Source organism: Burkholderia sp. D-99, from assembly GCF_011605345.1.
GTDB lineage: Bacteria > Pseudomonadota > Gammaproteobacteria > Burkholderiales > Burkholderiaceae > Burkholderia.
The window spans coordinates 132321-144465 of the sequence record NZ_JAAOXM010000005.1 but is presented as its reverse complement, the minus strand read 5'-3'; the positions used below and the strand labels follow the sequence as shown (position 1 = coordinate 144465).

Genomic DNA, 12145 nt, shown 5'->3' with positions numbered 1-12145 from the left:
GCTCATCGGCTCCGCTCGCCCATCCCCTGCAGTTTCAAGGCGATTTCCAGCTTCGCGATCCACGCTGCGTCGTCGAGCCTGGCACCCAGGATTTTTTCAATCCGCTCGAGCCGGTGATCCAGCGTATTCGGATGAATGCCGAGCGCGGCGGCGGTCACTTTTCGGCGCTGCAGGTTCGAGAAAAAACTCTTCAGTGTCAGTATCAGGTCCTGCTCGCCGGACAACTCCTGCATCAGCGACAGCAGGTAGTTGAGTGCACTGTCATCGCTTCGGATGCACTCGCCGATGACGATGTCCGAGTAGCGGTGCAACTTGCCGTCGCCGCCACGGTGCCGGCCGAAGTCCAGTGCCCGAATCGCCTCGTTGGCCGACGTTGCCCACCCTTTCGCGCCGGCACCCGCCAGCCCCATGCCGACGGCGCCGATCCCGCCCGCGCCGCCAAGCCATGACGTCATGCATTCCTCCAGGCGCCGGTCGCTCGCGCTCGCCGATTCGCCGCTATGGCATGGCGCCCAGATGACGAGGCAATCGCGATGCCAGACATCGACCAGATCGTCCTTCCGGCACTTCAGGTATCGCGCCACCGACAACACGACGCGTTCGAGCTCGCTGTCCGATCGCATCGCCCCGCGATCGAGCCGTTCGCATTCGATCGCGAGCGCAATTCTCGACGAAGCGGGGTCCAGGCCCAGTGCCTTGATCGCCTTGCGGAACGCATCGTCATCCGTAGCATGACTGAAGACGATCTCGTGCAGTTGGTGACGCAGCGCGTCGCGCCATCGCGCCTGCTGATATTGCTCATCGAGGTAGGCCCGCGATATCAGCTGCACCATGAAGTCGAAGTATTCCATCAGATAGGGCGACAGCGCGAACAGCAGCTCGTCGCGCAATTCGTCGTGCTGGCTACCGAGTTCCGCGCAGACTCGCCACAGCTCGCGCGGCCCGACCCAAAAGGCCCGCACCAACGCGGACAACGGGATGCCCTGGTGAACGCGTCGACGCCCGAATTCCTGAAGGCCTTCCAGGTCGGCGGATGACGGAAACTGCCCCGTCGACACCGATTCGAACCACAACCGCTGCGACACCTCGATCGAGTCCATGATGTCTTTGCGCATCGAGGAAGTCAGGCCGTCGTAGCCTCCGATCCGGGTCAGTGCCGCGTACGTGCGTTCGACGACGGCCGATGGGTCCGCGCCAAGTTCTCGCACCTTGTCACGCATCAGCGCCGACGTGACCGGAACGTCGACGGGCCTCATGGTCGATTCAGTACCTCTGTTTTCAGCAGCCATCCGCCATCCTCATCCATTTGATTCACCACGCGACAGGCGGCGCTTCACGAAACATCGTCCGCACCCCGCATGACGCACCGGCGCGCACGTCGCATCACGTCGCGTTCACGCCCCTCCCGGGCCTCGACAGGAGGTGTCGCCCGGGGATTGTGAAAAACCACATCGTTGACCCCAACCTTTCCCATATCGCGCATCCCGACGCTCGGATAACGTTGTCGGCATCGACATGAGCGCTCCGCACCCTGACCCGCCGCCGCAGGCGCAATCGGCCCGGTGCGCCAGCCATTCAGGCCGCATGCCGTTCCGGCGATCGGCGGTTTTTCCCGATGCGGCGCCGCCCCGGCGGAGACAGTGATTTTTTCAGAATTCGGCGCCCCGGTCATGGCGCCGGATATCGACACGAGCGGCACGCATCGCGCTGTCGCTACGTCAGAACCCGCTTCAGCCGGGTCACGCAACGAACCGGAGCCGCCACGTCATGAACCATGCCACCCCACCCAACGACTCCGGTACAGGAACGCGGCCGGCCAGCGACGGGCTCGGCCATCTGCTGAAACGAACCAAGGCCGTCATGTGCCGCACGATCTCGCGGCGCACTGAAGCCGAACTGGGCATGACGGACACTCAGGCGCGCATGCTGCTCTTGCTCGCCAACCAGTCCGCCCGCACGGCGGCCGATCTCGCCCGGGAATGCGATGTGGATGCCAGTGCCGTCACGCGAATGATCGACCGCATGGAGCAACGCGGCCTGCTGACGCGCACGCGTTGCGACGAAGACCGGCGAATCGTCAGACTACACATCACCGAACCGGCCCAGGTGCTTGCCGACCGCGTTCCGGCGATCGTCTCGGCGGTTTCCGACGAGTTGCTGTCTACCTTCGACGCGGACGAGATCCATTCGCTCAAGTGTCTGCTCGGCCGCATTGTCGCGAACGGAATGCGTCACGCCTAGCGCGCGGCGGGTGAACGACGTGGGGCAAACCGGTTTCCTTCAAGAGCGCCACCGCGCCGACAACCGCGCTCGCACGCGGCCCGCCCAGGCGTTCACGCCGCCACATGCTCCGGACATCGAAGGGTTGCTTCATCGGCACTCAGCAATGCAGGAAACGCGTCCTCGATGAAGTCGATCCAGGTTCGAATCGTGTCGTCTCGATAGCGCTGCGGCGGATACAACGCGTAAGCGTTCGTCACACACGCGCGGTAATCCGGCATGATCCGCACGAAGTCGCCGTTGCGTAGCCCGGCAGCCGCCGAGCCCATCGGCAACACCGCGACACCCATGCCTTCCCGAACGCCCGTTGCCAGCGCTTCCGCGACGTTGGTTTGAAATGCCGGCCGCAGCGGCACCGTCGTCTCCGTGCCGTCCGGCCCGGCAAGCACCCACTCGTCCGGCCTGAAACCCGGCATCGTGATGCCCAGGCAAACGTGATCGGCCAGATCGCGTGGACGTTGCGGCACACCCTGCCGTGCGATGTAGTCGCGCGACGCACAGACGATGCCGAAAACTTGTCCGAGACGCCGCGACGCCAATCCCGGTTCGGGCACGTTCCGTCGAAGCGCCAGGGCCGTGCATGCACCTTCGCCGAACAGGTCCGGCAGCGCGTGCGTCAAGATGAGTTCGACCCGAACGTCGGGATAGCGTCGCCGGTAGCGAGCGATCAGTGACATGAGGTCATGCTGGCCCAGTTCCGGCGAAGCATGGATCCTGAGCTTTCCGGCCGGACGCACGCCACCGCCTGCGGCTTCGGCTTCGGCTTCCGCCGCGTCCACGCTATCGAGAATCTGTTTGCAGTGCCGGATATAGCGTTCGCCGGCTGGCGTGAGCAGCACGCGTCGAGTCGAACGATCCAGCAGGCGTGCACGCAGCGATCGCTCCAGCGCGGCAACGATGCGGGAGACCGACGTGACCGAAACGTTCAACTGTCGAGCGGCCTCGGTAAAGCCGCTGACCTGCGCCACCCGCACGAAGATCCGCATCGCTCGCAGCGTGTCGAAACCCCGCTTCCTTGCTCCGTCACGACTGGTTGGCTCGACGAATGCGTCGGCATCGATATCGCGGAGCGCCGGCTGTGCGTCGGCGACGGACCCGTGCCCCACGCCGGACGAATGCAGGGTCATCAATTTCGGCATGACTGCCCCGGCACCGGCGAGGATCGGCCCGGCGAGCCGGTCGCCGCGGCATGCGCGTGCGCTTCGTCCATGGCCCGCACACCTGCCGCGATCCGCTCCGCCAACTCGACGAGCGCCCGCCGGTGGCCCACGACGAGCGCATCGTAACCGTCGCCGACCGGTTCGGCGACGCTCGTGCGGCAGGTCATCACCGACTGCGTGCCAATCGCACGCACGCTCCACACGGCGTCGATCGCCGCACGATTGCCGGGCCACGACTCGAAGCGCCGCACGTTCACGCTGATGCGATACACGGGCACGCCCGGAGGATACGCGGCATTCGCGACGTCGATCGTGCCGAGCCGCGCGGCGAGATCGTCGGACAACGCGCGCCGGATTTCATCGGCGGGCGGCGACGCCCAGCGCGCCTGTTCGAGCACGTCGACCTGTGCGGCGTTCTTCTGCACGACAAGCTGGTTCTTCGCAACCTGCTCGGGCACGTCGACGGCCGGCACTTCAATCAGGAACGGCGGGTTGGCGGGCGCGGCGCGCACCGGGGCCGCGGCATCCGCGGAGGTGAGCGTGTAGAACCGCGCGGGCGGCGAGCCGCACGCGGCGAGCGCCAGTGCGGCGGCCACCGCGCACACGGCAAACGTCGCGCCGCGGACGCGTCGAGGCTGGCGAACGATCATTTCTTGTCTCCGGGTTTCCCTTGCAGTAACGATTCCGGATGCCGTTCCAGATAATCGGCCAGCGCGTTCAGCGACTGCAGCGTGTGCGTGAGTTCCTTCAGCGCGCCGCGCACGTCGGACTGCAGCGGCGAATCCTGCTGCAGCGTCGCCTCGGCCGCAACGAACGTCTGCTTCGCCGCCGACAGCGTGTCGCGCGCCTCGGGCGCGACCTGCGTGTCGAGTTGCGTGAACAGCTTGTTGGCGTTCACCAGCGCGCTGTTCAGGTTCGCGCCGATCTGGTCGAATGGCACCTTGTCGAGCTTCTTCGCGATATCGGCGAGCTGAAGTTGCAGTTCGTCGAGCGTGTTCGGCACGGTGGGCAGTTCCATCACCGGTTTCGTGATATCGATCGACTCCGCCCGCGCCTGCGGGAAGAAGTCGAGCGCGACATACGACTGGCCGGTCAACAGATTCCCCGTACGCAGCTGGCCGCGCAAACCATAGCCGGATACCAGTCGCTTCAGGACCAGCCGGCGCGCGGCATCGCCCTGGTAGCCGACCGCATCCCGGAAGTGCTTGCCGAGACGATCCGGATAGAGGTTCATCGTCACCGGCATCGTGAAGTTCTTCGTCTTCGGATCGAAGTCGATACCGATGTTCGTCACCTCGCCGAGCACGATGCCGCGGAAGTCCACCGGCGCGCCGACGGCGAGCCCGCGCAGCGACTGGTTGAAGTTCATCACGACCTGTACCAGCTCGCCATCCGGTTCGCGCATCGCGTCGGCCTCGTCGGAGGCCAGGTGGAAGGTCGTGTCGTTCGGTGCGGTCGTACCGCTGCCCTGGCCGGGTGGCGTCTGGAACGCGATACCGCCGAGGATGACCGTCGCGAGCGACTGCGTGTTCAGCTTCAGGCCGCTCGAGTCCAGCCGCAGGTCGACGCCGCTTGCCTGCCACCAGCGCGAGTTCACGCCGACGTACTGGTCGTACGGTGCATTGACGAACACGTTGAACGTGACGCCCGTGCCGTCCTTGTCGAGCGAGAAGCCGACCACCTGGCCGACCTGCACGCGCCGGTAATAGACCGGCGAACCGATGTCGACCGAGCCGAGCGAATCGCCGCGCAGCACGTACTGCGTGCCCTTCTGGTCAGCAGTGACGGCAGGCGGTGTCTCGAGCCCGGCGAACGATGGTGTGATCTCTTTCGAACGGCCCGCGTCGACGCCGATGTACGCGCCCGACAGCAGCGTGCCGAGCCCCGACACGCCGGACGCGCCGATGCGCGGCCGCACGATCCAGAAGCGCGAGCCCTTGACAGCGAAATCCTCGGCTTCCTTCTTGAGCTGCACCTGGACGAGCACGCGCGACAGGTCTTTCGACAGCTTGATCGTCTTGACCATGCCGATCTCGACGTCCTTGTACTTGACCTGGGTCTTGCCGGGCTCGAGCCCTTCGGCGCTGTGGAAGCTGATCGCGATTTCCGGGCCGCGCTCGCGCACGGACTTGATCACGAGGCCGATGCCGATCAGCGCGGCGATCAGCGGCACGAGCCAGACGAGCGACGGCAGCCAGCCGCTTTTCGTCGAGATCGTCGGATCGGGCGGCCGGGGCGCGTCGTGCTGCGGGCCTTGTGGACTATTCATGGTGATTCCCTGAGGTTTCGACTGGATCCCAGATCAGGCGGGGATCGAACTGCATCGACGCGAGCATCGTCAGGATTACGACGGAACCGAACGCGAGCGCGCCGGGGCCGGCCGTGATGGTAGCGAGCGAACGAAAATGGACAAGCGCGACGGTCAGCGTCACGACGAAGATGTCGAGCATCGACCAGCGGCCGATGCGCTCGACGATCCGGAACAGGCGCGTGCGCTGCAGCGGCCGCCAGGCGGTGCGGCGCTGCGCGCTGATCACGAGGATCAGCAGCACGCCGAGCTTGAGCATCGGCACGAGGATGCTCGCGACGAACACGACGACGGCGAGCGGCCAGTCGCCCGATATCCAGAAATAGATCACGCCGCTCATGATCGTGTCTTCCTGCGAGCCGACGATCGACGCGGTGCGCATGATCGGCAGCAGGTTCGCCGGAATGTACAGGATCGCGGCCGCGAGCAGCAGCGCCCACGTGCGCATCAGGCTGTTCGGCGTGCGGAAATGGAGCGCGCTGCCGCAGCGCGCGCAGTGTGCGTACGGATGGTCGAGCGTCTGCACGAGCCCGCACGTGTGGCAACTCGCGAGGCCCGAGCGGGCGGCGGTCGGCGTGGTCAACGGCGCACCTCGGGGAGCGCCGTCGTATCGCGACCGGCGCGCAGGTCGTCGACGAGATCCCACAGCAGCATCGGATCGAACATCAGCACGACGGCGGTCATCAGTGTGAGCGCGGCGAATGCGAACAGCGCGGCGGCCGGTACGACGCGCGCGAGGCTCACCATCTTCACGATCGTGACGAGGATCCCGAGCATGAACACCTCGATCATCCCCCAGGGCCGCACGAGCTGGATCGCGCGCAGCACCAGGTTGAAGCCGGGCGGCACGACGCCGTAGCGCATCGGCAGCAGCAGGTACAGCAGCGCGGCCATCTCGACGAGCGGGAACAGCACGGTCGAACAGAACACCATCACGCCGACGATCGCCATGTCCTGGCGCCACAGCGCGTCGATCGCGCCGAGCAACGTCGTCTGCACGCGATTGCCGTTCACGTCCATTTCGAGAATCGGGAACGCCTGCGCGATCGCGAACGTGATCAGCGCCGCGAGCGCAAGCGCGCAAATCCGCTCGATCTCCGCCGGGCTGCTGCGGTAGAGCAGCGCGCCGCAGCGCGGACAGTGCGCAACTTCGTGGCCGCCAAGGCGTGGCTTGTGCAACAGTGCGTCGCACTCGTGGCAGGCGATCAAAGCGGGTTTAGACACGTGACGTCAATCGATCCAGGTGTTTCAGGAAGTTCGCGGCTGCCGGAGTCAACCGGGTTGCCGGTCGATTTCCCCGAGCATCCGCTCGAGGAACCGTTTGAGAACCGCACGCTCTTGCGCCGACAAGCGATTCAGGGCGTCATGCCGGGCTTCCGCCAGCGCCGACGGGATGCGTGCCGCGAGCGCCCGGCCAGCCGGCGTCAGCGCGAGCTCCAGCGCGCGGCGATCGTCGTCGTTGCGTCGGCGCACGATCCATGCCCGCTTCTCGAGGTCATCCGCCAGGCGCGACAGGCGCCCCGTGCCGTACCCGAGCGAACTTGCCAGCGCCTGACACGACACCGTCTCGCTGCAGGCGAGATGGACGAGCGCACAACACTGGGAGAACGAAATCCCGAGCGAAGCCGACGTTCGCTGGTTGAAGTGCCGCTTGATCGACACGTAGACGCCGAGCATCGAGCAAACATCGCCGATCTCGCGCGATACGTCGCGGCAACCCGGTGCAGACAGTCGGTCGGACATGTTCCGCCCTACCGGGGATTCAACGTGACCGGGGCATCCGCCCGATAACCACCGCCCAGCGCCTTGGTCAGCGCGATGTCCTGGCTGATCCGTCGTCCGTCGATGTCGAGCAGCACCATGCGTTCCACGAGCACCGCCTGCTTCGCCTCCACGGCGGCAAGCCGGCTCGCCAATCCGGTTCGGTAGTGCGCGTCGACACTGTCCTGTGCGAACCGCACCGCCTGAATCTTCTCCGTCTGCAGCTTCGCCTCGGTGTCGAGATCCTGTAGCTGGCTGCCGGTCATCGCCACGTCGCGCACCGCGTTCAGCACTGCCTGGTTGTACTGCAGGATCAGCAGGTCGCTCGCCGTGCGCGCGCCGCCGAGATTCGCGTTGAGCCGGCCGCCGTCGAAAATCGGCAAGGTCAGCCCGGGAATCAGGTTGATCTGCTGGCTCGCATGCGTGAACAGGTCGGCCAGATGCAGTGCGTTGACACCGAAGAACGCCTTGATGTCGAAGCTCGGATAGAACGCGGCCTTCGCCGCGTCGATCCTGTCGAACGACGCTTCGACATACCAGCGCATCGCCTGCAGGTCCGGCCGTCTCGCGAGGAATTCGTACGAGAGCGTCGTCGGCAGTGAAGACGGCTGGGACGGCAGCGGCACGGGGCGAATGTCGCCCACGTCGTCAGCACGCGCGCCGACCAGCGCACGCAATGATTCACGCAACTGCGTGATGCGTCCTCGCGCCGCCACGATCTGCCGCTCGGTCGCCAGTTGTTGCGCGCGCGCCGTTTCGGTCAGCGTCTGCGGCTCCAGGCCACGCGCCGCGCGCGCGCCGTGCGCATCGACCGAGATGGTCGCGATCGCGTGCAGTTGCTCCAGCAGATCGACCAGCCGATAGGTCGTCTGAATTCCGTAATACAGCTGCGCGACGTCCGAAGCGATTTCCAGTTCGACAGCCGATATCTCGACCACGCGCGCATTGCGCACCCCCAGCGCGGCGGCCACCTGCGCGCGCTCCTTGCCCCAGATATCGAGATCGAGACTCGCGCCGAGGCCGACGATGCCTTCCGTGTACCAGGGCCCCGTCGCCCCGATCAGCGGCTGATTGCCGGAATAGGCCCCCAGGAAGCCGTTGCCCGACACGCGCTCGCGGTCCACCGAACCCAGCGCGGACACTTGCAGATTCGTGCCGGCTTTCACGAGATCGACGTTGGCCCTGGCCTGGGAGACACGCGTGCGCGCGATCGCCATCGTCGGCGAATCGCCGAGCGCGCGCTCGACCAGCGCGTCGAGCTGCGGATCGCCGTAGCGCGCCCACCAGCGGGCCGACGGCCAGCCGTCGTTCGCCAGATGGATGTCGTCGGCCAGGCGAATGCGCTCGGGATCGAGCGCCGCGGCCGGCCGGGTGTCGTGGCGAATCAGCGCGCACGCGGACAGGCCGCACAGCAGCGCCGCGACGGCGACACAACGCAGCGACGAAGAGGAAAATCGGATCAGCGAAACGGTCATGCTTGCGAAGCTCGCGAGGTAAGTGCGGGGCTGACGGGGTCGTCTGCCCAGGCGGGCAGGATCGATATCTGGCTGGCCAGGTTCCCGGCCCGGGTCAACAAGCGCTCGTGGGCGGCTCGCAGCGCAGCGGCGGGTTGCGTCGACAGGTCGGCCGCGCTGCACGCCGACAACGCGTTCAATGCGGGACGAGGCGGCGCGTCGACCGTCAACGGATGGTCGGCCAGCCCGTGTGCGTAATCGTCCAGCGACGCAGCGAGCGCTCCTTGAAACGCGATCGCGGCAGCCTCGGTCCGATCCGCCAATCGCAACGATCGCCGCTCCGCCCCGAACGCGTCGGTCGCCAGCAGGATTTCCCTGACGTGCGCCAGCAGGGTCTGCATGCGCATGGTCAGCCCTTCCTGCTGGCCTTCAGCCATCTGCCAGCCCGGCTCCAGTGCGACACGCGCGGCCATCGCCTCGCAATCGGCCAGCTCGGCCCAAAGATCGGCGGGAACAGGGCCTGTCGCGCCCTGACGAAGGTGCGCGCCGATCCGGCGCAGCAGCTTCGCCACGCGCTGACGAAGCGATTCGCCCTCGGCCTCGGGCCACAGCAACGCATGGACGGCTGTCGACACCGCGACGCCGAGCAGGATGCCGACCATCCGGTCACGGATCTCGGTCAGGTTGGTGGTCGGGCCGAATTGCTCCAGCAAGGCCAGCGCAAACGTAAACATGATCTGGATGCCGGCGTAACTGATGCGTTCGGAGCCTGCCGCCACCCACGCACCGAGCGCGATGACCGGCAATGCCATCAGCAACAGGCCGACGATCCCGTCGAGATGCGGCACGACCCACACGACCATTGCGAGCGCCAGCGCGCTGCCGACGATCGCGCCGCCGATCCGCAGCACGGCGCGCTGGGTGGTCGCACCCAGGCTCGGTTGAGCGACGATCAGGCAGCTCAGCATCATCGTATGGATACCTTGCCAATCGGTCGCGATATAGAAAACATAGCTGAGCAAGGCCGCCATCAGCGTCTTCAGCGCGAACTGCGCATAGACCGGATTGTCGAGCGCATCGGGCACCAGCAGGCGGCCCTTTTCGGCCGGCGATTCGGCGTCCGGCGGCGCTGCGGATCGATCCGCGAATGCCAGCAGCGCGTCGCGCATTTCCGCCAGCGCGCCGGGCAACCCGTCGGCCGGCAACTCGGCCAATGCCGTGGGCGCGACATATTGCGTGCCGGTCCCGATCGCATCGCCGAGGCCCCGGCATGCGTCACGCAGCGCGGGAATCACGTCGGCCGGCAATCCGGCCGCGGCGGCCGGCAGGTGGCCGGTGGCGGCGTACAGGCGCGACACGGTTGCCGCGCGCGCCAGGTGCAATGCCTGACCCTTGCGATACGCCGCATCCCGCATCGTTGCGAAACGCAGCAGCTTCTGCAGCGTCAACGCGCCGGCCTGGATGGCGCGCGCCCCCGGCACGCCGGAAGCCGACGTGCCGTGTTCGAGATCTGCCAGGGTCGTGTCGATCGCGTCGAGTTGCGCGCGCATCGCGGCTTCGAGCTGGCGCACGGGTTCGGCGGGCAGGAACAGCGTATTGATCACGAGCGTCAGTGCGATCGCATAATTGACCGCAACCCAGACCCACAGCACCAGGCGCACCAGCAGTTCAGCCTGATCCGTCTGGTCGACGAAGGTCTGCACGTAGATGACGATCAGGCCGACGATGAAGAACACGACGCCGATCCTGGCCACGCGCATCATGTAGACGCTGACGAAGAACAGTGCACCGGCCAGCAGGATCCGCAGCAGCGGATAGTCGTAGGTCAGCTTCAGCACCAGGATCGTGCAGACGATCGCCGCGGTCGATCCGATGATGAACAGCGTGCCGATCATGCGCGTCACGACGACGTTGGCTTGCGTCACGTAGAACACGACGATCAGCGACAGCGCGAGCAGCGGCACCTGCAGCGCCATCGACGTGACGATGACGAGCGCGCTGGTCAGCACGCAGCGCAGCGTCACGTTCATGCGCCCCGGATACGGGCGGATCTCGCCGCCCACGAAGCGCGCGAGACGTTGCAGGCCGCCCGACAGGGAAGGTTCGGCGTCCATGTGTCGCTCAACGGGACGCATCGTGCGCGTGGTCGTCGCGGCGCAGCGTGGCGACCGCCGACGTGCCGACCCGGAATATCGCCGGATCCGGATTCTCCACCGCGATCTTGACCGGGAAGCGCTGCGACACGTGCACCCAGTTGATGCTGCGCTGCACGCGCGGCAACCCGTCCAGCACCACGCCGCCGTCGTCGGGAAGCACACCGTAGCTGATCGAATCGACCTGGCCCGCGAAACGCTTCCCGGTGTCGCTCATCAGGTAGACGGTGGCCGGTATCCCCGTACGAACGCCCTTCAGATCGGTCTCGCGGAAATTCGCGATCACATACCAGTGACGCGTATCGATCAACGTGAAAACCGGCTTGAGCGCGGAAGCGAACTGACCCAGCGTCGTGCGCAGAGCCGCGACCCGCCCGTCGAACGGCGCACGCACCTCGGTAAACTCGAGATTCAGTTCGGCGATCGCGATCTGCGCGTTGACTTCGGCGCGTTGCGCGACCAGCGCTTCGACGCCGCTCACCGCCGCCGCGGCTTGCCGGGCCTGCAGCATCGCCGCATTCAATTCCGCTTGCGCCGCCCGCTGCGCGGTGCGGGCCCGATCGACGTCTTCCGCCGACGTGTAGCCATGCGTCAGCAGCGGCTCGATACGGTGGAGCGTATCGGTGGCCTGATTCGCCTGCGCGCGCGACCGCTCGACCGCCGCCTTCACGGATTCGGCGTTGTATTGCTGCGCATTGACCGAACGCTGCGTGAGCGCGATCTGCTGGTCGAGCGTCTCGAGCCGCGCCCGCGCCTGATTCAGCGCATCCTGGTACGGCCGTGGATCGATCCGGAACAGCAGGTCGCCCCGCTTCACCTGCTGGTTGTCGCGTACCGGCATCTCGACGATGCGGCCGTTGACTTCCGGCACCACGTTGATCGTGTCCGCATAAACGTACGCGTCGTCGGTGCTCGGTGCCTGGTCGATCCGCCACAGCACGATGCCGAGCAGCACCAGTGCGGCGACGACGAGCAACGCGGGAAGTAACTTTTTGCGCGAGGCGCGGGAGGCATCGGACATAGACGGTA

Annotated in this window: 11 protein-coding genes; 1 reads left to right on the top strand and 10 read right to left on the bottom strand. The window is 66.3% G+C overall.

The annotated features are described in order from the left end of the window. Nucleotides 1-2 precede the first annotated feature (2 nt). Entirely contained in the window at nt 3-1289 is a 1287-nt protein-coding gene (locus tag HAV18_RS20425; RefSeq protein WP_243771734.1) for a CdaR family transcriptional regulator, read from the bottom strand. A gap of 478 nt (nt 1290-1767) precedes the next feature. Between HAV18_RS20425 and HAV18_RS20420 the strand changes: the two genes are divergently transcribed. Then, a complete protein-coding gene (locus HAV18_RS20420) occupies nt 1768-2241 on the top strand; it encodes a MarR family winged helix-turn-helix transcriptional regulator (RefSeq protein WP_166959066.1) in 474 nt (157 codons plus the stop codon). Nucleotides 2242-2333: 92 nt separating this feature from the next. Here HAV18_RS20420 and HAV18_RS20415 read toward each other — a convergent pair whose 3' ends face one another. From HAV18_RS20415 to mdtN, 9 genes are all read right to left on the bottom strand, one after another. Next, entirely contained in the window at nt 2334-3266 is a 933-nt protein-coding gene (locus tag HAV18_RS20415) for a LysR family transcriptional regulator (RefSeq protein ID WP_166959738.1), read from the bottom strand. Between the two features lie 140 nt (nt 3267-3406). Further along, on the bottom strand, nt 3407-4090 hold the full coding sequence (locus HAV18_RS20410; protein ID WP_166959064.1) for a membrane integrity-associated transporter subunit PqiC: 684 nt from the start codon (nt 4088-4090) through the stop codon (nt 3407-3409). Continuing rightward, complete coding sequence (locus HAV18_RS20405) at nt 4087-5709, bottom strand: intermembrane transport protein PqiB (RefSeq protein WP_166959063.1); 1623 nt, start codon at nt 5707-5709, stop codon at nt 4087-4089. The genes HAV18_RS20410 and HAV18_RS20405 overlap by 4 nt, the downstream gene beginning before the upstream one ends. Next, nucleotides 5702-6331, bottom strand: a complete 630-nt coding sequence (locus HAV18_RS20400) for a paraquat-inducible protein A (protein ID WP_166959061.1) — start codon at nt 6329-6331, stop codon at nt 5702-5704. The genes HAV18_RS20405 and HAV18_RS20400 overlap by 8 nt, the downstream gene beginning before the upstream one ends. Further along, complete coding sequence (locus HAV18_RS20395; protein ID WP_166959058.1) at nt 6328-6972, bottom strand: paraquat-inducible protein A; 645 nt, start codon at nt 6970-6972, stop codon at nt 6328-6330. The genes HAV18_RS20400 and HAV18_RS20395 overlap by 4 nt, the downstream gene beginning before the upstream one ends. A 48-nt stretch (nt 6973-7020) precedes the next feature. Continuing rightward, on the bottom strand, nt 7021-7425 hold the full coding sequence (locus HAV18_RS20390) for a MarR family winged helix-turn-helix transcriptional regulator (protein WP_243771733.1): 405 nt from the start codon (nt 7423-7425) through the stop codon (nt 7021-7023). Nucleotides 7426-7499: 74 nt separating this feature from the next. Continuing rightward, nucleotides 7500-8984 carry an MdtP family multidrug efflux transporter outer membrane subunit gene (locus HAV18_RS20385; protein WP_166959054.1) on the bottom strand — a complete coding sequence of 495 codons (1485 nt, stop codon included), beginning with the start codon at nt 8982-8984 and terminating at the stop codon, nt 7500-7502. Further along, nucleotides 8981-11077, bottom strand: coding sequence for an FUSC family protein (locus HAV18_RS20380; protein ID WP_166959052.1), 2097 nt, complete (start codon nt 11075-11077; stop codon nt 8981-8983). The genes HAV18_RS20385 and HAV18_RS20380 overlap by 4 nt, the downstream gene beginning before the upstream one ends. A gap of 7 nt (nt 11078-11084) precedes the next feature. Beyond that, nucleotides 11085-12137 carry a multidrug transporter subunit MdtN gene (gene mdtN / locus HAV18_RS20375; RefSeq protein ID WP_166959050.1) on the bottom strand — a complete coding sequence of 351 codons (1053 nt, stop codon included), beginning with the start codon at nt 12135-12137 and terminating at the stop codon, nt 11085-11087. Nucleotides 12138-12145 lie beyond the last annotated feature (8 nt).

Excerpts from the sequence above, each read along its gene's own strand:
- HAV18_RS20380 (WP_166959052.1), bottom strand. The coding sequence starts at position 11,077 with ATGGACGCCGAACCTTCCCTGTCGGGCGGCCTGCAACGTCTCGCGCGC.
- HAV18_RS20410 (WP_166959064.1), bottom strand. The coding sequence starts at position 4,090 with ATGATCGTTCGCCAGCCTCGACGCGTCCGCGGCGCGACGTTTGCCGTG.
- HAV18_RS20390 (WP_243771733.1), bottom strand. The coding sequence starts at position 7,425 with ATGCTCGGCGTCTACGTGTCGATCAAGCGGCACTTCAACCAGCGAACG.
- HAV18_RS20415 (WP_166959738.1), bottom strand. The coding sequence starts at position 3,266 with ATGCGGATCTTCGTGCGGGTGGCGCAGGTCAGCGGCTTTACCGAGGCC.
- mdtN (WP_166959050.1), bottom strand. The coding sequence starts at position 12,137 with ATGTCCGATGCCTCCCGCGCCTCGCGCAAAAAGTTACTTCCCGCGTTG.
- HAV18_RS20420 (WP_166959066.1), top strand. The coding sequence starts at position 1,768 with ATGAACCATGCCACCCCACCCAACGACTCCGGTACAGGAACGCGGCCG.
- HAV18_RS20405 (WP_166959063.1), bottom strand. The coding sequence starts at position 5,709 with ATGAATAGTCCACAAGGCCCGCAGCACGACGCGCCCCGGCCGCCCGAT.
- HAV18_RS20425 (WP_243771734.1), bottom strand. The coding sequence starts at position 1,289 with ATGGCTGCTGAAAACAGAGGTACTGAATCGACCATGAGGCCCGTCGAC.
- HAV18_RS20385 (WP_166959054.1), bottom strand. The coding sequence starts at position 8,984 with ATGACCGTTTCGCTGATCCGATTTTCCTCTTCGTCGCTGCGTTGTGTC.